Annotated in this window: 16 protein-coding genes; 5 read left to right on the top strand and 11 right to left on the bottom strand. The window is 54.7% G+C overall.

Going from position 1 to position 20487, the window contains the following annotated elements; genetic code table 11:
• Positions 1-4 precede the first annotated feature (4 nt).
• The 3 genes from RRF56_RS06180 (at position 5) to RRF56_RS06170 (ending at position 3187) form a co-directional block, all read left to right on the top strand.
• Positions 5-763, top strand: a complete 759-nt coding sequence (locus RRF56_RS06180) for a PP2C family serine/threonine-protein phosphatase (protein ID WP_317036763.1) — start codon at positions 5-7, stop codon at positions 761-763.
• 618 nt (positions 764-1381) lie between these two features.
• The gene (locus RRF56_RS06175) at positions 1382-1576 is read left to right on the top strand and encodes an NblA/ycf18 family protein (RefSeq protein WP_317036762.1); all 195 of its coding nucleotides are present in this window, start codon (positions 1382-1384) and stop codon (positions 1574-1576) included.
• A 738-nt stretch (positions 1577-2314) separates the two neighbouring features.
• The gene (locus RRF56_RS06170; RefSeq protein WP_317036761.1) at positions 2315-3187 is read left to right on the top strand and encodes a universal stress protein; all 873 of its coding nucleotides are present in this window, start codon (positions 2315-2317) and stop codon (positions 3185-3187) included.
• 30 nt (positions 3188-3217) lie between these two features.
• On the opposite strand, the gene RRF56_RS06165 is transcribed toward RRF56_RS06170, so the two are convergent.
• The 4 genes from RRF56_RS06165 to RRF56_RS06150 form a co-directional block, all read right to left on the bottom strand.
• Positions 3218-4759 (bottom strand): serine/threonine-protein kinase, encoded by a 1542-nt coding sequence (locus RRF56_RS06165; RefSeq protein WP_317036760.1) that lies wholly within the window; start codon positions 4757-4759, stop codon positions 3218-3220.
• Between the two features lie 380 nt (positions 4760-5139).
• Positions 5140-5547 carry a hypothetical protein gene (locus tag RRF56_RS06160; protein WP_410510574.1) on the bottom strand — a complete coding sequence of 136 codons (408 nt, stop codon included), beginning with the start codon at positions 5545-5547 and terminating at the stop codon, positions 5140-5142.
• 198 nt (positions 5548-5745) lie between these two features.
• Complete coding sequence (locus RRF56_RS06155; protein WP_317036758.1) at positions 5746-6918, bottom strand: anhydro-N-acetylmuramic acid kinase; 1173 nt, start codon at positions 6916-6918, stop codon at positions 5746-5748.
• A 17-nt stretch (positions 6919-6935) separates the two neighbouring features.
• The gene (locus RRF56_RS06150; RefSeq protein ID WP_317036757.1) at positions 6936-7640 is read right to left on the bottom strand and encodes a TrkA family potassium uptake protein; all 705 of its coding nucleotides are present in this window, start codon (positions 7638-7640) and stop codon (positions 6936-6938) included.
• 171 nt (positions 7641-7811) lie between these two features.
• Here RRF56_RS06150 and RRF56_RS06145 point away from each other — a divergent pair, with 171 nt between their 5' ends.
• Positions 7812-8975 carry a GuaB3 family IMP dehydrogenase-related protein gene (locus tag RRF56_RS06145; protein ID WP_317036756.1) on the top strand — a complete coding sequence of 388 codons (1164 nt, stop codon included), beginning with the start codon at positions 7812-7814 and terminating at the stop codon, positions 8973-8975.
• Between the two features lie 205 nt (positions 8976-9180).
• Here RRF56_RS06145 and chlP read toward each other — a convergent pair whose 3' ends face one another.
• The 3 genes from chlP to def all read right to left on the bottom strand — a co-directional run bounded on the left by chlP (position 9181) and on the right by def (position 11751).
• Complete coding sequence (chlP, locus tag RRF56_RS06140; RefSeq protein WP_317036755.1) at positions 9181-10416, bottom strand: geranylgeranyl reductase; 1236 nt, start codon at positions 10414-10416, stop codon at positions 9181-9183.
• A 234-nt stretch (positions 10417-10650) separates the two neighbouring features.
• Positions 10651-11013 (bottom strand): hypothetical protein, encoded by a 363-nt coding sequence (locus RRF56_RS06135; protein WP_317036754.1) that lies wholly within the window; start codon positions 11011-11013, stop codon positions 10651-10653.
• Between the two features lie 162 nt (positions 11014-11175).
• Positions 11176-11751, bottom strand: a complete 576-nt coding sequence (gene def / locus RRF56_RS06130) for a peptide deformylase (protein ID WP_317036753.1) — start codon at positions 11749-11751, stop codon at positions 11176-11178.
• 527 nt (positions 11752-12278) lie between these two features.
• On the opposite strand from def, the gene dnaA reads away from it, so the two are divergent.
• Complete coding sequence (gene dnaA / locus RRF56_RS06125) at positions 12279-13694, top strand: chromosomal replication initiator protein DnaA (protein WP_317036752.1); 1416 nt, start codon at positions 12279-12281, stop codon at positions 13692-13694.
• 25 nt (positions 13695-13719) lie between these two features.
• Here dnaA and RRF56_RS06120 read toward each other — a convergent pair whose 3' ends face one another.
• From RRF56_RS06120 to RRF56_RS06105, 4 genes are all read right to left on the bottom strand, one after another.
• Complete coding sequence (locus RRF56_RS06120; RefSeq protein WP_317036751.1) at positions 13720-15951, bottom strand: EAL domain-containing protein; 2232 nt, start codon at positions 15949-15951, stop codon at positions 13720-13722.
• Complete coding sequence (locus tag RRF56_RS06115; protein WP_317036750.1) at positions 15944-18958, bottom strand: ATP-binding protein; 3015 nt, start codon at positions 18956-18958, stop codon at positions 15944-15946. Before RRF56_RS06115 ends, RRF56_RS06120 begins: the two co-directional genes overlap by 8 nt.
• A 424-nt stretch (positions 18959-19382) precedes the next feature.
• A complete protein-coding gene (locus RRF56_RS06110; protein WP_317036749.1) occupies positions 19383-19994 on the bottom strand; it encodes a transglutaminase-like domain-containing protein in 612 nt (203 codons plus the stop codon).
• Positions 19991-20485 (bottom strand): GNAT family N-acetyltransferase, encoded by a 495-nt coding sequence (locus tag RRF56_RS06105; RefSeq protein WP_317036748.1) that lies wholly within the window; start codon positions 20483-20485, stop codon positions 19991-19993. The genes RRF56_RS06110 and RRF56_RS06105 overlap by 4 nt, the downstream gene beginning before the upstream one ends.
• Positions 20486-20487: the final 2 nt, after the last annotated feature.

The raw sequence follows: 20487 nt of genomic DNA, 5'->3' as shown, positions 1-20487 counted from the left end.
TTCTATGACAGACCGTATTTTTTCAGGGCTAACTGATCCTGGGTTGCTGCGCACCAGCAACCAAGATGACTACTATATCGACCCCGAGGGCCGGTTTTTTATTGTGGCCGATGGTATGGGGGGGCACGCGGGCGGCCAAGAGGCCAGTCGCTTAGCCACCGCTGCCATCAAAACTTGTTTAGATCAGCACTGGCATACGGCTGAGACTGCTACCGGTCTGCTGTTAGAACAGGCCTTAAAGCAAGCGAACAACGCTATTCTCGCTGACCAACGGCGGCATCCAGAACGAGCTGATATGGGCACCACTGTTGTGGTGGTCACGTTTCGAGACAGTGACCCTCAGCCCTGGTGTGCTCATGTGGGTGACTCGCGCCTCTACCGCCTGCGAGGGCACCACCTAGAGCAACTTACCCAAGATCATACCTGGATCGCTAAGGCTATCCGCGCCGGGGAGGTGTCTGCGGCGCAGTCTCGCAGTCACCCCTGGCGTCACGTGCTCTCTCAATGCCTCGGGCGCGATGACCTCTCCGAGATGGGCATTCAGCCCATTGAAGTGCAAAGCGGCGATCGCCTATTACTGTGCAGTGACGGGCTAACCGAAGAACTTTCTGACCACCTGATAGCGTCTCACCTTAAGTCAATTCGCGCCTGTGAGGCCGCCGCCACAGCGCTAGTGAACTCTGCTAAGCAGCGGGGTGGACGGGACAATATCACCGTCGTGATCGTCAATCTATCGCCTCCTAGCAGCAGCGATGTTGAGTAACCTGAGTCTGATCTTGAGCAAGGATGATGCTCTATAGCAGGGCAGATTTTTGGTAGAGCCGGATTGCCCCCTCAGACTGGGAACAGCTCAGAACGAGTCTGCCTAAGGGGGCAGGTTGCGTCGTGCTTTCTGAGTTAGGCCTTCGGCTGCAAGAACCATAGACTTCTTTCTTTAGCGGCAAGACTAAATTCTGACGCCGCTCAGTGTAGCCACCCTAGGCCATCTGCTGACCAGTGGGCGATCGCGATCGCGACTTTGGAGCAAAGAAGACATGGATAAGTTTACCCTGAGCATTTTTACTCAGCAACCATTGCTAAAAATTGTAAATTCCCGATCGGTAGATGACGATCTAGGGATGACTTGTTATATTCGCTTACAAGACCAATGAATGGATCTTTGTCAAATGATTGTTATAATTTGTAAATCATCGCGTATCGGCTCAGGCCGACGCTGTGGTTACAACCTATTCCGGTAGTGCCGCCAGACGCATTGGGATTGGTTTCCTCCATGGAAAGCTAACCGAGTGCGTTAGGTACAGTAACCCAAACTTATTCAAATTTTGGGTGGCTGCTACTACAGGGATGTTGTTTTCTCTCTCTCTCTCTCAGGAGCAAATCCATGAACGAACCCATGCAACTTTCCTTGGAGCAACAATTTAGCCTGCGGTCTTTTGAAACCCAGGTTGATAAAATGAGTCGGGAGCAGGCCCAGCAGTTCTTGATTAAGCTATATGAACAGATGATGATGCGAGAGACGATGTATAAGCATTTTCTCAAGCATGAATGGGGTATTGGACCCAATCCTCAAATGTAGCGCTCAACTCTGTCACAACGGCATGAAGACGGCGACCTCCCTCTCTTGCAGGATTTCCTTCAATCAGGCTGGGGATGTCGGGGCGTCACCTTCACTGCTACTACAAAGCCTTAGCTACAGAACCCAACTACAGAGCCATCTCAATCAGACGCGATTGACTGCTTATCCGAACTACAGCTGCCCATCACGTAGCTTGAATCAAAGTAATCAAGTTTTTCTCCTCATCAGCGATACTGATTGCACGTTAAGGATGGCCCATTAGCAGTGCCATTCCACCTAAATTTTTTCAACATAGTCTTCTACGGACGCGAATAGGCCAAGATAACCGTTGAGATGAGTCAAGCTGGTGGCTTTGCGATCGCGACTCAAGCATTGCTCAAGCATTGCCGTATTCGGTACCGACATCAGCCAGCCTGCGCCTAGACTGTTTATAGACCAGCTTTGCCCAATTGCTGCTGCTGACCCCTTTGCTTAGTTCTAGGCTACGCCATCACTACCGTGGTCGTCGGTGCTGGTGGACCGCCCGCTCAAGGGCCATAACCTCGTTTTTGCAGCTTGGGGGTTGGGGGGTTGGGGGCGGGTTAAACAGCCCGGTCTAACGTTATGGTAATTAGGGGCTTGCTCTACCATCGGCGATCGATTGGGGAATACAGCCTTAACCATTGGGCTAGGCGCTTCTGCTCAAAGGAGCTCAGCTCAGCTCATTCTAGACGCTTGTTGCACCTGAACGGGGGATCTATGTTTCAGCGCGCGCTTATTTGCACTGACTTTACCGATAGCATGTATCGCCTGGCCCAATTTGTGCCGAGTTTAGCGGGCGGTGGGTTTAAGTCATTGGTATTTTTTCACAACGTTTCAGTGGAAAGCGGGCGCGAAATTCCGCGAGAAGACCCAGAGCTGCTAGAAAAGCCTCGCCAGCGTCTGCAAGCGCTGCTGCGAGAGGTTCCTAGCAATATTGATGTGACCATTGACGTGCAGATGGGCCGCGCCAGCGAAAGTATTTTGCGCTTGGCTAAACAACACCAGTCAGACGTGATTTTTCTGGGTACGCCCACCCGCACCATGCTCGAAGAAAAGCTATTTGGTAGTACTACCGCCCGCTTGGCCGAAAAAACCGGCACGCCCCTGATGATCTTGCGGCCTCAGCTAGTCTCAACCTATACCACTGCTGAGCTAGAGCTTCGCTGTAACCACCTGTTCCGCTATCTGCTCGTGCCCTATGACGGCAGCGATGGGGGCAAAACCCTGATCAAAAAAATTCATCATCAAGTCAAAACCAATCCTAACTCAGTGCTAGAACGGGTGCGCCTGCTATGGGTGATTGATGAAAATGTGCGTCGAGAGCTGCTGGGCGACAATCCTATGGAGCAGGCCCAGCAAGAGCTAGACAAGCTTCAGTCGGAGCTGGCGGCGCTAAACCTGGTAGTCAATACTACGATTGTGGAGGGTAGCCCCATCGAAGAAATTCTTAAAACTGCCGAGATGCATGATGTAGGGGCGATCGCCGCCTGTTCCCGGAGTATTGGCGGCATTCTCAAGTGGTCAGCCCCCAGTCTCACCCGTGAAATTTTGCGCGGTAGCTGGCATCCGGTGTTGTTCTTTCCCAATTAGAGGTGGGGCAGGCTAAACCTAGATAGGGAATCAGTCGTAAAGATTGGATCCGGTATCAACGTAGATAGATTCTAGCTTTTGCAAAACTTTGGGCTTGAGCTTGTTTTGGAGCTCGTTGCGCAGTAGGTCGCGGCTGGTGGCCGTGGCCCCGGTCGAAGGACGGCTGCGGGCGGTAAGCGCCCACTCTTGCAGCAGGCTGCGCTGGGGATCAGAGACGGTGCAGGTCAGCACATGGACACAGCGGCGCGGGTTTTCTAGGGCAAATAAGAGTAGTTTGTAGGTACCGGTCTTGCCTAGCAGCCCAGCCATGTCTTGGCCCAGGGAAGTTTTGAGGTCGAGGTAGCAGGGGAGCCAGCGCGCGCCATGGGCACTGCTGTACAGCACCGTGAGCCAGAGCATCATCGGATGGGGGGCCATGGTGCAGATAAACGTGTTGTAGCGAGTGCTAATCAACCGACGATTAACCTCGGCTTCGGGCAGCATAGCCCATAGGGTGACTAAGGGGCCTTGGCTAGTGGGTAGCGCGTGGGGAAAGACAATTTCAGCAATTGGTTTAGTGGTTGGCCACACCATGAGTCGGCACATCTGGTCTTCTTGCACCGCTTTAGCTTCGATCGGTTGCCGAGTGACCGGCAACCGATTGAGGGTGGTACTAATCCGCTGGCTAATGCGAAAACCATCGACGTAGCGCGCCTGAAGCGGTTCTAAGCGTTGCAAAATCTCTTGGGTACTCTGAGGACGCTCCGTGGGCAGCTTACCCATGCAGTCCATCACTAAGTCTTCGAGCAGCTTGGGGATCTTAATACTGCTGGCGACATCACCCATGCGCTTGGGAGCCTGGGTCTGATGCATCTTATACCAACCGCCAAAGGTATGGCTGCTAGCCCGCAGGGGTAAATGGCCTGTGAGCATTTGAAACATCATCACCCCAAGACTATAGATATCGGATCGGCCATCGAGGTCGCGGCCTTCCATTTGCTCAGGGGAAGCGTAGGCCAGGGTACCCATAAAGCAGTTGGTTTGATCGCTGTCGATCTGCACTAGCTTGGCGATGCCAAAGTCTAGAATTTTGGCCAGCTCCCCCAGAGTGGGGTCTTGCACGATCATGATGTTGCTGGGCTTGATGTCGCGGTGAATAATGGGCACCGGCTCAGGCTGGCTTTTGAGAATGATGCCTTCATGGGCGGCTTGCAACCCTAGACAAATCTGTCGTATCAGCCCTAAGAACCGAGGAATGGGCAAGGGTTGGAGGTTGACCATGTGGCTGAGGCTTTGTCCCTGGAGGTACTCCATGACGTAGAAGGGCACATCTTCGTCGCTGACCCCATAGTCGGTGACGCGCACCACGTGAATGCTTTTTTGGCCTAGTTGGGCGCAGGTCATGGCCTCTTGCATGAAGCGATCGCGCATCTGTTCGCCAGGCAGCGTCTGGGAGAGTAGCTTGATGGCAACTTTAACACTGCCCAACAGTAGGTCTTCAGCTAGATATACTCGCCCCATTGAACCCTGGCCAATCGGTTCTAATAGCTCATAGCGGTTTGCTAATTTACAACCCAGGTTTGAATCAGCCATAAACGATGGGAACCAGAGGGCAGGGGGGGACTAAACGGCGGGCAATAGTTGGTCTGAGGGGCGGGGGAAGCAAGTCTAGCGGGATGAAGTGCAACCTGAGTATTGAGGCATAGCTACTAGCTACTAACTAGGTAAAAGCACTGTTGGGTTTGGCAACCGTTGGATAGAGAGCTAGAGTACCCTAACCTTTGTAGGAATAATGGGTGAGGGGAGGGGTAGGTCTAAACCCGATAGATTTAAGCTGCCCCGATGACGACTTTGACCATGCCTCAGGCTAAAGGAAGCCGTGAGTTTAGTATCTAGAATTAATATGCCCAGCCGGGGCCAAAAGGTCTTGTTTCCACTGTAGTGCATTCTGCGGGAACGATGTTTGGGGGCGACTATAGGCCTGGGGGAGGGGCATTTTGTAGATGCAGGGTGGCCTCCATTGCACTGGTCAAATAATGCCCGGTCATGATGCCGCTGGAGAGGTGGTAGCGCTCGTTATCGAGTCGGTAGAGGGTCTCAAACCCAGTGCGGCGTTGGCGATCGCCCAGAGCCCAGTACCGTTGAATGATGGAGTCGGGAGCGACCCAACCCTCGCCTTCTACCCGACCCAGCAGGCTGTGCTGAAGCACAAAGGTATATTGGCAATCGCCGCTGGTGAGCCGTCCCCGATATTGAAGCGCCATTTCTGCCGGTTCTGTTTCGGGCAGCATGAGCTTCATCACCATGGTGAACCAGTCATCGCGACTCCAGGCAATCAAAATCTTGCCTTTGACCGGGGTGGGCAGTCGATCGCGCTCCATCCAGTGGCCCTGCAAGGTCCACCGCCCAGGCTCAATTAAAAAGCTATGCACTACACACTGCTCCCCCGGTCATTCGCCTTCCCAAGGCTACCCAATGCCCTATTTGCTTAGAGTTAGCCTGGTCTACTGTACTCTGTCCTGTGCTTCTCAAGCATACGCCCAATTGCCCAGACTGGGGTATGGGGCGGGGCAACCCCCCTAGGGGGCAAAGGGAGGATTGCTCCAGTGCCCCAGCACGGCTGGACGGGTTGCCCCGGTGACCGCAGGCAGATTACCTGGAAAACCCTGGCGTTGCCAGTAGCCCAGTACGGCGAAGGCGATCGCCTCTTTGTAGCTGGCCGATAGACCCACTGCATCGGTGGCCTGCACGGGGCACTCAGGCAGGCGGGCCTGGAGGCGGGCCATCAACACTGGATTGTGGCTACCGCCGCCGCTCACCAGCACCCGGTCGGGCAGGGTCGGCAAAAAGGCGCGATATTCTTGGGCCACCGAAGCGGCAGTGAACTCCGTTAGCGTCGCGATCAGGTCTACAGTACCGAGGCCTTGTCGCTGAGCCGCCTGGTGACATCGCTGAAAAAACTCCCACCCAAACAGCTCGCGCCCGGTAGATTTTGGTGGTGGCTGCATAAAGTAGGGGTGCTCTAGCCACTCGTTGACTAGGGCTAAACAAGGGGTACCTTGAGCGGCCCAGGCTCCGTCAAGGTCGTAGGTAAGCGTGCCTTCAGATAGGGTGTGGATAGCAATGTCGATCAGAGAATTGGCCGGCCCAGTATCCCACCCCAGCACCTTGGGCGGACTGCCCTGGCGATTCCAGGGAGGGAGATAGGCGACATTGCCAATACCGCCCAGGTTTTGCACGCATCGCCGCTCGCTAGGGTGACTGAGCAGACAGAGGTCTAACACCGGGGCCAGGGGAGCACCTTCGCCGCCAGCCTCGATATCGGCTTGGCGAAAGTTGCTGACCGTAGGCAGGCCTAATCTTTGGGCCAGTACGGCCCCGCGCCCCAGTTGCAGTGTGTAACCCAGCTGCATTGGCCCCTGGTGCCTCAGGGGCGGACGACCTACCGGGCGGTGAAATACCGTTTGCCCGTGGGAGGCCACCAACTCAGCGGGGCCAGCCTGGGCCATTAACGCCTGGGCCGCGTCGGCAAAGCTGTGGGCTACGGCATCGTCTAAACACGCCAGGTTTTCTAGACTGACAGCTTCTCCAGCACAGAGGGCTAAAACCTGCTGCTGAAGCTCAGCGGGGTAGGGCCAGGTCAGCCCCTCTATCCAGGTTAGGGTAATCTCGTAGCCCTGCCCACCCACGTCTACGAGTGCCGCGTCTATGCCATCGACGGAGGTGCCGCTGATCAGACCAATTACTCGCATCGAAGGACTCCTAGGGGCTATACCGGTAGACGCTCTAAACCTTTGTTGCTGCCGATCACTACCATTAGCCCCCCCGCCTTGAGCCGGGTGACTGGGCTAGGGTTGATTTCAAATTGGTCAGGCTCGTTTTCTTGGCTAATGGCCAGCAGAGTCAGCTCGTAACGGTTGCGCAGGTCAAGGTCAACAATGGTTTTTTGATGAAAGGCCTGGGGCACGATAATTTCGGCAATGCAGTGGTTGGGGTCGATCTCAAAGCGATCGAGAATGCCGGGGGAGGTGAGCGATCGCGCCAATTCGCAGCCCATCTCGTGCTCAGGGAACACCACATGGTCGGCCCCGACGCGATCGAGCAGCTTGCCGTGGATCTCTGACGACGCCTTGGCCACCACGTTTTTAACCCCCGCCTCTTTGAGGTTGAGGGTGGTAATAATGCTTTCTTCTACATAGTTGCCGATCGCCACAATGACCGTATCGAAGTCGGTAATGCCGGCCTCGCGCAGAGCCGAAGGCTGAGTGGTGTCGAGCTGAAGGGCGTGGGCGGCAATCTGGTCGGTGAGGGCTTGGCTAACCCGGCGCTCGTCGGTATCGGCGGCCAGCACTTCGTAGCCCAGGTTGTTAAGGGTACCGCACACTGCGCGACCAAAGCGCCCCAGCCCAATCACGGCAAACTGGCGGTTGGGCGATCGCATTTTGCGCAAAAACGTCAGCGACGACAAGTTCACAACCCTTTATTTCCCTCAAAAACTGTGGTGGTCCGGCCTGAGTCTGACCAATATTATCACTCGATATAGTTATCCTCGCTGGCACCGGGGTTTTAACCAATAGCTATACGGCGAGAATTCTTTTTTGCTAGGCTAGCCTAATGGTTTTGGTCCAGAGGGTAAAGGTAGGACGTGAATATACAACTTGGTCGCGGCAAAGTAGTCCGCAGAGCATACGGCATTGATGAAATTGCCCTGGTACCGGGGCCGAGAACCCTAGACCCAAGCCTGGCTAACACCCGGTGGCACATTGGCGGTGTCGAGCGCGAAATTCCCATTATCGCCAGCGCTATGGATGGGGTTGTGGACGTGGAGATGGCCATTCGGCTGTCGCAGCTAGGGGCGTTGGGGGTACTCAATCTAGAAGGCATTCAAACCCGCTACGACGATCCCAACCCCATTCTCGATCAAATTGCTTCGGTGGGTAAAGACGAGTTTGTAGGTCTGATGCAAACTCTCTACGCCGAACCCATCAAGCCAGAACTGATCACCAAACGCATTCAGGCGATTAAAGCAGGCGGCGGTGTGGCCGCAGTGAGCCTGACGCCGGCAGGGGCCGCCCGGTTTGGCAAAACCGTGGCCGAAGCGGGGGCAGACCTGGTCTTCGTGCAGGCCACCGTCGTCTCTACGGCCCACCTGTCGCCTGCCGACATTAGCCCGCTTGATCTGGCGGCCTTCTGTGCTGAGATGCCGATGCCGGTGATCTTGGGCAACTGCGTCACCTACGAGGTGGCTCTCAACCTGATGAAGGCTGGGGCGGCCGCTGTGATGGTCGGCATTGGCCCTGGGGCGGCCTGTACCTCTCGCGGGGTGCTGGGCATTGGTATTCCCCAGGCGACGGCAGTGGCCGACTGCGCCGCTGCCCGTGACGACTTCTTTGCCGAAACGGGTCGCTACGTGGCGATCGTCGCCGACGGCGGCCTGGTTACGGGTGGCGACATCTGTAAGTGCATCGCCTGCGGGGCCGATGGCGTCATGATTGGCTCGCCTTTTGCCCGCGCCGCTGAAGCGCCGGGTCGTGGCTTTCACTGGGGCATGGCTACCCCTAGCCCGGTGCTGCCTCGCGGCACTCGCATCAAGGTGGGCACCACGGGCAGCTTAGAGCAAATTCTGCGCGGCCCCGCTGGCCTAGACGACGGCACCCACAACTTCTTGGGGGCGCTGCAAACCAGCATGGGCACCCTAGGCGCTAAAGACCTCAAAGAAATGCAGCAGGTGGAGGTGGTGATTGCTCCCTCGCTGCTGACCGAAGGCAAGGTCTACCAAAAAGCTCAGCAGCTGGGCATGGGCAAGTAGCCTGATTAGACTGAGAAAAAGCGGCTGATCAAAGGTGCCTGAATTCGCCATGATTCAGGCACCTTTGATCTAGGTAGCGCTGGCCCGTGATGTGAATTGGGTGATCGGCAGGCTTGCCCATCGAACCCAGCTACAAAAACTGGCCTTGGCAGCATGGGCCAAGGCCAGTTGATTGGGGGGTTAGAAAGGAATGGAACCCGGCGGTCTACCAGCTGCGGGTAGGAGCCAGGGCATGGCCACGAATCAGGCTACCCACGGTCTTGGCGGTGATTTTCATCTGCACCAGGGGGTTGGCGGGTACCACGGTCTTGTAGAGATAGCTGTCGAAGGTGAGCTTCTGCACATCAATGTCAGAGCACATTTCGACAAAGGCCTCGCGGGTGGCGTCGGAACGGTAGAACACCGTTTGCAGCAGGTCTAGCACTTTGTAGGTGATGCCGTACTGCTTGTCCCAGCGCTTGAGGTAGACCTTGAGGTCGGCCTCGGTGGGAATGCGAGCCCCATTGTTAGAGAATTCCACAATGGTTTCGGCGCACATGCGGGCCGACTTAGCCGCGAAGTAGATGCCCTCGCCGGAGGATTTGGTGACGGTACCGGCGGCATCGCCCACCAGGGCCACGCGACCCACCACACGGCGGGGTCTGGGATGCTCAGGGATGGGGTGAGCTTCCACCTTGATGATTTCGCCGCCTTCTAGGCGCTTAGCGGCGCGGGCGCGAATGCCCGCCTGGAGCTTCTTAATTTGGGCCTGGTTCACCCGCATGGTGCCGGTACCTACGGCCACGTGGTCGTACTTGGGGAACACCCAGGCGTAGAAGTCGGGGGAGACGTCGTTGCCCACGTACATTTCGGCCAGGTCTTCGTAGTAGGCCATCTTGTCTTCGGGCAGGCGAATGCGCTCCTGGAAGGCGATCGCATAGTTGTAGTCGCCTGCCTTGATTGCCTTAGCGACGCGGGAGTTGGCCCCATCGGCCCCGATCACCAGATCCACTTGCAGCGACTTGTTATCGCCCACCAGCCCGTCTTCGCGGTGCTCGGTGTAGTGCAGGGTGTAGGCCCCGCTCTCAGTGGTGGGAATTTCGAGGGTGTGGACGGTGCCGTTGATCAGCTTGGCTCCGTGCTTGGCAGCGCGATCGCGCAGGAAGCCATCCATTACCTCACGACGGCACATGCCGATGTATTCATCGTCTTTGAGGGTGCTGCCAATATTGACCTCCACATTGGAGGGGGAGATCATCTTCATCTTGCGCACGCGGCGATCGATGATTTCGGGCGGCAAGTCAAACTCATCGACCATGCACAGGGGAATGGCCCCGCCGCAGGGTTTGGCGTTGTCGAGCTTGCGCTCGAATAGGTACGTTTCAATACCGGCTTTAACTAACGTCTCGGCTGCCGAGGAGCCTGCCGGACCTGATCCTACTACTGCTACCCGAAGTACCAAGGGTGCCTACTCCACTTATGTAAAAAGCTACGGATGAATCCTATCACGGGATTTCAGGCATTTCGGGCCACTCTCTCGGGTTGTAACTCGATTGAAACACTCGTTTACATTGAGTTATAGGAACCAGGCTGCGATCTATTTCTTGGTCAGAGAGAATTCTATGGACCTGAGGGGTTTGGGCTTAAAGGGTTTGGAGTTGCCGTACGTCTCACTCCCGATCCTTGCTCTCAGCCCTCATCCCCCGGTGAGATCGACCCCCAACTCATCGGCTAGCCAGTTGATCACCTGTTGGCGCTCGCCGGGGGTGAGATAAAAACGGCCCGTCTGGCGCAGGCGATCGTTCATATCTTCAACATCGGCCAGGGTAAATAGCCCGGCCGTGGTGCCCAGGGTGCAGAGAATGTCGTCTTGGCTCTGCTGGTCGAGATTGCCGTAGCGGTAGCGGGCAATATGTTTACCCAGGCGATTAAAGTCATAGCTGTCTTGGGAGAGCCGCTGCTTTTTGTCGTCGGGGATCGGTTCTCCCGCCGCAATTTTGGCGTAGTCGGTGTCTAACAGGTCGAGATGCACAATGTGGGGCTGTGGCTGAGAACTCAAACGGCCTCCTTTGGGCTTAGTCCGGTTAGAACACCTACCTAGAGATCTCCAGGCAGAGGTACCAGGTTAATAGAATGATGGGGGATGGTCCTGATCCTGTGGGATGTTTTATGGTTTAGAAATAGGCGATCGCGGCTGTAGGTTTGCCCTACGGCTGATTGACTAATCATGCGCCCCTTCACCCATTGAGGCGATTTCGATGGCCTGGTAGGCGGCTTCGGAGAGCAGGTCGGTTTCTGCCTCGAGGCGATCGAGAAACAGTTTGCCCGCCAGGTGATCGGCCTCGTGCTGAAAAATGCGGGCGACAAAGCCGTCCCACACCTGGCGCTGGGGTTGCCCCTGGCGGTCTAGGTAATCGACCTCAACAGTTTGGTGGCGGGCTACGCGGCCCCGCACCCCCGGTACGCTGAGGCAGCCTTCCCAGCCCAGTTCTGTAGCCTCACTGGCTGCGACCAGTCGGGGGTTAATCAGCACCGTAGGCTCCATGAGCGGGGCCTTGGGGTAGCGCAGGTTAGGCCGCGAGGCGATGACTAAAATTTGGAGTGACGCGCCCAATTGGGGAGCGGCGATGCCGACGCCGTGGGCCGATCGCACTGCCCTTAACAACCGCTCAATGAGCCGCTGTACCTGGGGGGCATTGACCGATACCACCGGCTGGGCCGCCTGTCGCAACACCGGATGCCCTAGAGTGATCACAGGGTCAGGAACGTTGGAATCTTGGGTCTGAGAGACTGACATAGGCGCTTGGTGAGGGGGGGATGGGGTAGCAGCGTAGCCCTATTGAGAAATGCTTTAGTCATTGTATACATCAGCCCTCAGGGCTGAGATCCTGTGCTTCAATAGACCAACGGGTTACCCTAAACCTGCGTCTCAAACAGGCATACAGGATCCGCCTTTGATTGAAACGCTAGATGTAGAACTGAGGACACTTTTTGCCTATATATCTAGTACCCTATAGATTCCCTAGCATTAAAGCTTCTGGCACTACCTGGCACTACCCCCGGGGCATTACAACTCTTGAACAGATGTCCTAGCCTTAGAATGCTTTACTGTGCCGTGGGGCTAGCTTGGCTTTGGCCAAGGCAGCTAGCGGATTGCTGCTGCCCAATTGATCAGGGGCCTTACCCTGAGGGTGTCTAATTCTAGAAGAGGGTCTGGCCTCAGGCTGCTCTGGGATGGTCAAGATGGCAGTCTTGCTTGAGGTTCGCGTTTCTCATTTGTTTGATATCACTGCCCTTGGGCAGCATGTGTTTAAGAGGTAAACCGTGGATCAGGCCCTGAATCGGTTGTGGGAAGAGGTACTGAGTCAGCTTCAGGTGGAGCTGAGCCGTCCTACCTTTGAAACCTGGATCAAGCCCGCCCAGGCGCAAACCCTGAGCGATCGCGCCCTGGTTATCTCAACCCCAAACCCCTTTGCCCGCAACTGGGTACAAAAGCACTATGCCGGTACCATTACCCAAGTGGTCAACAACATTCTGGGCAAAGCGATTGAGCTGCAGGTGACGGTGGTACCCGACAGCGACAATGGGTCTGCCGCGCTGCTGCCCATGGCTGAAGTTGATTGGCCCTCCCAGACCCAGGCCTGGCCCAGCCGCCCTACTTTGCCTACCCGTCAGGCCCCGGCAGAATCGCCCGTCGCGACCCAGGAAAACTACAACGACCTCAATCCCAAAGCCGTGTTTTCGCGCTTTGTGGTGGGAGCCAACAACCGCATGGCCCACGCTGCCGCCCTAGCCGTGGCCGAGTCGCCGGGCCGCGAGTTTAACCCGCTGTTTCTCTGCGGCGGGGTGGGGCTGGGTAAGACCCATCTCATGCAGTCGATCGGCCACTACCGCCAGGAAATTGCCCCCCAGGCGCGGGTGGCCTACGTCTCCACCGAGCAATTTACCAACGACCTGATCACGGCCATTCGCCGTGACAGTATGCAGCATTTTCGCTCCCACTACCGGGACGTCGATATTCTGCTGGTGGATGACATTCAATTTATTGAGGGCAAGGAGTACACCCAGGAAGAGTTTTTTCACACCTTCAATACGCTCCACGAGGCGGGCAAGCAAATTGTGCTGGTCTCAGACCGTCCCCCTAACCAGATCATGCGTTTACAAGACCGATTGATCTCGCGGTTTTCCATGGGGTTGATTGCGGACATTCAGCCCCCCGACTATGAAACTCGTATTGCTATTTTGCAAAAGAAGGCAGAATACGAGCAGGTGCAGCTGCCCCGAGAGGCAATCGAGTATATCGCCGCTAGCTACACCTCTAATATTCGCGAGCTAGAAGGGGCGCTAATTCGTGCGATCGCTTACACCTCTATTTCGGGGCTGCCCATGACGGTTGAGCACTTGATGACAGTGCTCAACCCCCCTGTCGACAAAATTGAAGCCTCACCTGGAGCGGTGATTGCGGCGGTGGCTGAGCAGTTTGGCGTATCGGTAGATGATCTCAAAGGTGCGTCGCGGCGTCGCGAAATTAGTCAGGCACGTCAGGTAGGCATGTATCTGATGCGGCGGCATACCGATCTCAGCCTGCCCAAAATTGGCGATGCCTTTGGTGGTAAAGACCATACTACAGTGCTCTATAGCTGCACCAAAATCGAAAAGCAGCTAAAGCGCGATCTAGATCTGGCTCAGACGATTCGCCAGTTGGGCAATCGCATTACGATGGCCGAGCGAGGGACCTGAGCCCAGTGGGCCACTGGGTATCTGCTCAATGGGCCACTGGGTTGAATGACTCCGCCGATTGGCTGTGCCAGTTCTTAAGAACCTGGCTAGTTTGTTCTAGCGGGAGAGGCCGAGAAAATAGGTAGCCCTGGGCGGCCTCACAGCCCAGTTGCTGCAGTTGGGTGAGCTGCTCCTCAGTTTCAACTCCTTCGGCAATGCAGTCCATCTCTAGATTGTGAGCCAGGTCAATAATAGCTTGCACAATGCCTTGCTTTTGAGGCCGCATTTGGTTAATAAAGGAGCGGTCAATTTTTAGCGTTTGCACAGCAAATTGACTGAGGTATCGCAGCGATGAGTAGCCCGTGCCAAAGTCGTCAATGCTCAGCTGCATGCCTCGGTTACTAATGGCGGCCAGGGTGTGGGCAATGCTTTCAGATTGCTCAAGCAAAATTCTTTCGGTAATTTCTAGTTTGAGGCGATGTCCTTTTACCCCAGTTTCTTTTGAAATTTGATCGAGGGTGTCAATAAAGGTCACATCGCGAAACTGTTGACCCGAAACATTAATACTGACCCGAAAATCTTTGTCTAGCTCGTACTGGCTCTCCCAAACCTTTATGGCCTCGCAAACCTGGCGAAAAACTTGTCCACCGATCGCTTTAATTAGACCCGTATCTTCAGCTAAATCAATAAAGCTGCCTGGCATGATCATCCCGCGGTTATGATGTTGCCACCGTACCAGCGCCTCAAACCCCAGCAGTTTTTTGGATTTTAGTGAGTAGATCGGTTGATAATGAGTGATAAAGGCCTGCTGCTGAATGGCTAAGCGTAAATCATTCTCTAGATTGAGTAGAGCGATCGCCGCCTGATACATTTCTAAACCAAAAACTTCGTAGCGGTTACGTCCCGATTCTTTAGCCCGATACAAAGCAATGTCTACATCTCTAAAAATTTCATTGCTGTCTTGGTAAGTGCCATTGCCCATCAAAATGCCAATGCTGGCAGAGGTGAAAATAACCTTGCCATCGACTTCGATGGGATTTTCTAACGTAGCTTTAATCCGCTCTGCCACCTGAATGGCTTCTTTAATATCCACAATTTTATCTAAGAGAATGACAAATTCATCGCCCCCCCAGCGCGATACCATGTCAATATCTCGGACACATTTTTTGAGTAGACTGGCAACGGTAATGAGTAACTTGTCACCGGTAAGATGGCCTAAGCTATCGTTAACGGCCTTAAAGCGGTCTAAGTCGATCATGAGTAAGCCAAACTGGCTAGTCTTGTAACGACGACATTGCAAAAGTTCTAGCTCTAGCCGCTTTGCCAGCCAATCGCGATTGGGCAAATGGGTCAACGCATCGTGCAGAGAGTCGTAGCGCAGCTGTTTTTCAATTTTGACTCGACGGGTCACATCCCTCGAACTAGTTACGATACCCGTCACCTGGCCCGTTTCATTTATCACTGGCTTGGCTAGGGTTTCGAGCCATAGGTAGCGTCCCGACTGACACCGTAGTCGATAGCAACTGGTGACCGATTCTGCTGATCCTAGGGGTTCTTTAAAGTGAATATGAATACACTGGCGATCGTCAGGATGGCAAAAATCTAAAAGATTTTTGCCTAAGAGTTTATCAGATTGATAGCCGAGCAGCGTCTGTATAGACGGGCTAACGTATAGAAGCTGGCCATCAGTGCTATGCAGGCAAACCAAATCACCCATGTTGTCGGCAATCAACCGATAGCGCATCTCGCTGAGACGCAGGTCTTGTTCAGTCTGCTGCCGCACCTGAATTTCGGCTTGCAGCAATTGATTGGCTATAGCAAGCTCAGAGGTGCGCTGTTCTACCTGATGTTCGAGTTCTTGGTTAAACTGCTGAAGTTTAAGCTGGGCCTGCCTGAGACTCAGCTGAGTGTTAATTCTGGCAACAATTTCTACGGTTTTGAAGGGCTTAGTGATGTAATCTACGCCACCGACGGCAAAGGCTTTGACCTTGTCGATAGCTTCATCTAAAGCACTGAGAAAAATAACTGGAATAGTCTGGGTAGCAGGATCTATTTTAAGGAGTTCGCAGACGGTGTAGCCATCCATGTCGGGCAGCATAATGTCAAGCAAAATCAGATCAATGGGAGTAGATCGGGCCACCGTTAAGGCCATGGTCCCGGTCAATACCCCTCGGGTTTCGTAGCCCTGATCCGTTAGCTCGCGCGTCAGCAGATGTAGATTTTCGGCAATGTCGTCTACTATCAGAATGGTAGGGTTAGAAACGCGAATGCTAATCATCTTCGCTGTCAGTAAGGGTAATAATTCTATCAAACTGGAAGTTGGTTACCCAAGCGTTGAGGATTTGACAAAGTTGCGCGGGTTCGCTGGGTAGGGCTTCGAGCAGCTGAAATAAGGCTTTTTGATCGGCTTGAGTAGCAGCTTTATGCAATTGGTCACGCCAGGGCTTAGACATGTGAGATAGGCTCTCGACCGATAACTCCAGAACTCCTAAGGTGGAGTTGGGCGTTGGGGCCGGGGTTTCTAAATCGGCGTAGATAAATTGCACCCCGAGGTGTTGGGCTAGCTTGTCGACAATGGCTCCCGTCTGGAACGGCTTTCTAACAAAATCATCGCAGCCAACGGCGAGCACTAAAGATTTTTCTTCATCAAAAACGCTGGCGGTGAGAGCAATAATAGCAGTGGCTTGGCCCTGCATTTGCGCCTTAATGTGGCGAGTGGCTTCGTAGCCATCCATGACGGGCATGCGCATATCCATCCAAATCAGCTGAGGTTGCCAGCTCTGCCAAATGGCGATCGCCTGCTGTCCGTCACTGGCTTCTCGTACAGCAAACCCTAGATCGGTAAGAATTTTTACGAGGAGGAGGCGATTGCTCAGCTCATCATCGACGACCAGCAGGCGGTATTGCGGTTGGTTAGGGGCGAGGCCAATGGCTGAGCGGGGTATAACCTGGGGCGTAAGTTGGGCCGAGGTGGTCTGCTGTACCGGCACCGTAACAATGAAGCGTGAACCGGCTCCCAGTTGACTTTCTACAATGATGCTGCCGCCCATGAGTTTGATAAACTGGTCGCTAATGCGTAGCCCTAGCCCGGTGCCCATCTGGCTAGCGCGTCCTGTCTCGGTTTGAGAAAAGGCCTGAAACAGCAGTCCAATCTCCTCCGAGGCAATGCCGGGGCCAGTATCGCTAACCTCTAAGCGCAACCAGCAGCTTTGGTCACCGTCGGTAGCGCCAGGGGTTAGAGAGGCCCGTAGGGTGACCTGCCCTGTTTTGGTAAATTTGATGGCGTTGTTGAGCAGGTTCATCAGCACCTGGCGCAGTTTGCGCTCATCGGCATGAATGAATTGCGGCAGATCGGCGGAGAGTTCTACCCAAAATCGCAGGTTTTGGATGTCGGCTCGCTGGTGAAATAGGCTATCTAGGTTGGCGATCAGGTCATGGAGGTTGAAGGCAGTTTCGTAGAGGCTGAAGCGTCCTGCCTCAATTTTGGCGAGGTCGAGCACGTCGTTAATCAGGTCGAGCAGATGCTCACCGCTAGATCTGATCAGGGCCAGTTCTCGCTGGTGCTCAACTAGGGCTGGTTGACGATGCAGCAGATCGGCAAAGCCCAAAATGGCGTTGAGGGGGGTGCGCAACTCGTGGCTCATATTGGCTAGAAACTCGCTTTTGGCTTGGTTAGCCACTTCGGCGCGTTGTTTGGCCTGCTGCAACTCCTGAAATTTTTGGGTCAGGGTGGTGGCCATCTGCTGGAAGTTGTGCACTAGCGATCGCAGCTCGACCACCGGGCTGCTGGGCCACCGAATAGCCTGCTGTTCTAGCACCTGGGTAGGCAGGTTGGTGGTGACCTGGGCCAGCTCAAACAGCGGACTGACAAACCGTTGGCTAAGCCAGGTGGCACTCGCTAAGGCTAGCCCCGCCACAAGCATGAGAAGCAATAAAGCTTCAATGTGCTTCTGCTGCATGAAATAAACGTAGGGCTGGGCCGATGACTCGAGCACTAGCGTCCATTCTGACAGGGCTGTGAGGGGTGCCTCTAGCACAAAGCGTGAGTTGTTCCACCGCTGGGCGTATAGGGTGCTTCCCAGGGGTGGTAACCATTGGTAGGCATTGGCTTGACCTGATAGGGGAACGATTTCCCCGGTTTGTCGCAGGTTGAAGGCTGTGCCCCAGGGCCGATCGGGGTCGGTGCTGATCAGCACTTGCTGGTGCTGATCAATGAGACTAACTTGGAGGTTGGTATCGCGGATGGCTTGAGTTAGGAGGGTGTGCAGCACCCTCAAGTTGATTTCACCCCAGACTCGCCCTTGAATGATCCCCTGGTTAAGTACAGGCTGGCTCAGCAGCACCATATTTTCCTGAACAAGACCCCCTTCAGAAGGGACCAACGTTAGCGAAGGTGTGATGGCTTGGGTCGCTAGACGGTCAAGCATGGGAAAAGAGAAAGGATGTCCGACATGGGTTGCCTCGGCTACTACCTCTCTAGCATTGTTAGTAATCACTAGATGCTCAAAGTCGGGCATCAGTAATTGAATAATTTTAGTTTTGGCCTGCAGGGTTGATTGCTCTTGAACCGTTAAAGGGGCAACTACCGCTGTTTGAGTGGCTAGAGTCGCTAGGGTAGCGGTGGCTTGGGTATGTTGCTGATACCAGTTATCAATTTGAGTGGCCAGAGGTTGAGCAATCAGTTCTAGATGAATGTGCTCTTCGGCGACAATAGCGGCTACCTGGCGGTAACTATCAAACGCCATCAAAATTAGCGAGGGAAAAAAGACAAAGGCAACCAGTAAGTTAAATAGGGTGTGCTGTAACGACAGTGCACTGTTGATCTGGGGCCGATTTAACCAGCGGTAGACAGGGGTATACGTTAACAGTAGGCTAGCCCCTAGAGCATTAAAAATGCCGTTAACCGACTGTTTGAGCATAATAATCTGGGTTTGGTTGGCGTTTAGCCCCAGAACTTGGTTGTAAAATAGCCAAACCAACGGGATTCCCAGAATCACCCAATATAGAGCGTCGAGCAGTGCCAGATTATTTTGAGGACGACGGCGATAAAGCCCGCCCACAAATAAAAATTCAGCAGTGAAAATAATAATGGCGTAGGGATGATTCCAAAGGAAATAGGTGTAGCTAGCGGCTACGAGAGCGGCGATCGCACCCCAACGTAGCCCATAAAAGCTGAGCACTAGCCACACCGCTATAGTGCCAAATAAAAAGTCAATATGAAAGAACAACGACCAACGAAAATAGTTGCCCAAAACGCCCAAGACTAGCAGAGTAACTAAACCCAATAGTCCTCGCTGATGTCCGGTTTGACTAGGTCGTGATGAGTCCCTTATATGATTTTTTGTTGGCCCCAATGTTTGCATATTCGATCCCTGTCAGTAAAGCCATAGTCACTTTAGGAGGTTGTAATGCCAACGGTACAAAAGCCTAGAGCCTACCGAACCAATTGCCTCTACACCCCCGAGCGTAGCTATTCTCTGCGGTTAGAATGCCCGCCCGGCAACAAAACTGGCTGTGTTACAGGAACTTAACCAAGGGGGTAGATTCATTTTGTTGTCCCCACCATCGCCCTAATCGAAGGCTGAGATGTAGGGTGAAAGTCGGTCAATACCAGCACTACCTATTCACGTTGCCGACCTCACTGATAGATCGCCCCCTGATCGCAGATGCGCCGCAGGCGGCTGACGGGGGTCGTGGATATAGATCGGCTTAGAGGGTCGCGGGGAGGTGGGCGATGAGGGCGGTGGCGGTGGGGTACGTTTGCAGGGCGGTGATGATTTTGGGGTGGGGCTGGGGGTAGAGGGCAGGATAATCGACTTCGCCCCAGTGAGAACGGATCGGGAAGGCAAGCTGTTCTTGTGAGGCTGCAAATTCGGCCTGGACGCCGGGTTTATTGCCTCGAGCATCTAGCCGCACCCAGCGGTCTAACTCTGGCAGGTAAACCGCATTCAGGCCATGCAGGGTAAATCGGTCGGGCTGGGCATCGTCGAACACAAGGCGCTGGTAGCAGAACCCAGTGGGAATACCGCAACTGCGCAGCAGTGCCGCCAGCAGGTGGGCCTTGGCAAAGCAGAAACCATGGCCCTGGTACAGCACGTCTGAGGCGGTGCAGGTGACGCGCGGATCACCAATGTCGTAGGTGTGGGAGATGCGATCGCGCACCCACTCGTACATCACCCTGACCTGTTCCGATATAGAGGAAACGCCTTGAGTCAGAGATTGCCCTAGGAGCACAATGCTCCGATGCTGCCAATCGATCACTGCCGAGGGGGCAAGATAGTCCGCCAGCTGGTTAGATTCTAGAGTTAGAGGGAGAGTCATGGGAGTTTGGTTGCGCTCAGATCAAGTTCCATCAAATTGCTGTCGCTAAAGCCGAGGCGCTGGTAGAGCGGGCGGGCCTTGGGGGCGGCGTTTAGCACTATTTTGGTGCAGCCGATGCTCTGCAAATGCTCCACGGTCAGTTGGGTTAGCTGGGTGGCGATGCCCCGATGGCGATAGTCAGGCTCCACATAGACACCCCAGATGTAGCCGTACTGGCGATCGCTAGGGGAGATAATCCAGGGGTACAGCCCAGCGAAGCGCTGCCCTCCGGCAGAGCCAATAATAGCCCCCTCCATCTCGGCTACAAAGGCTTGGTAATGCAGGTGCTGGCGGGCGTGGACTATGAACTCGGTGCACAGGGTGGGCCACTGGGGCACAATCACGGCGTCGGCTATGCCCAGGTCGCGCCACAGGTTGTAAAAGTGCTGGGCAATCACCCCATCTTCTTGGGGAGTGGCGGCTCGAAAGTTGATGGCAAGGGGTGTCACCATAA

The sequence above is a fragment of the Nodosilinea sp. E11 genome, from assembly GCF_032813545.1.
Taxonomy (GTDB): Bacteria; Cyanobacteriota; Cyanobacteriia; order Phormidesmidales; family Phormidesmidaceae; genus Nodosilinea.
This window is presented reverse-complemented; position numbering and strand designations above follow the sequence as displayed.

What these genes read in the sequence shown, in the direction of transcription:
- def (WP_317036753.1), bottom strand. Translation starts at nt 11,751, where the DNA reads ATGTCAGTCTCTCAGACCCAAGATTCCAACGTTCCTGACCCTGTGATC.
- RRF56_RS06155 (WP_317036758.1), bottom strand. Translation starts at nt 6,918, where the DNA reads ATGCGAGTAATTGGTCTGATCAGCGGCACCTCCGTCGATGGCATAGAC.
- RRF56_RS06110 (WP_317036749.1), bottom strand. Translation starts at nt 19,994, where the DNA reads ATGACTCTCCCTCTAACTCTAGAATCTAACCAGCTGGCGGACTATCTT.
- RRF56_RS06165 (WP_317036760.1), bottom strand. Translation starts at nt 4,759, where the DNA reads ATGGCTGATTCAAACCTGGGTTGTAAATTAGCAAACCGCTATGAGCTA.
- RRF56_RS06175 (WP_317036762.1), top strand. Translation starts at nt 1,382, where the DNA reads ATGAACGAACCCATGCAACTTTCCTTGGAGCAACAATTTAGCCTGCGG.
- RRF56_RS06160 (WP_410510574.1), bottom strand. Translation starts at nt 5,547, where the DNA reads ATGGAGCGCGATCGACTGCCCACCCCGGTCAAAGGCAAGATTTTGATT.
- RRF56_RS06105 (WP_317036748.1), bottom strand. Translation starts at nt 20,485, where the DNA reads ATGGTGACACCCCTTGCCATCAACTTTCGAGCCGCCACTCCCCAAGAA.
- RRF56_RS06180 (WP_317036763.1), top strand. Translation starts at nt 5, where the DNA reads ATGACAGACCGTATTTTTTCAGGGCTAACTGATCCTGGGTTGCTGCGC.
- RRF56_RS06170 (WP_317036761.1), top strand. Translation starts at nt 2,315, where the DNA reads ATGTTTCAGCGCGCGCTTATTTGCACTGACTTTACCGATAGCATGTAT.
- RRF56_RS06120 (WP_317036751.1), bottom strand. Translation starts at nt 15,951, where the DNA reads ATGATTAGCATTCGCGTTTCTAACCCTACCATTCTGATAGTAGACGAC.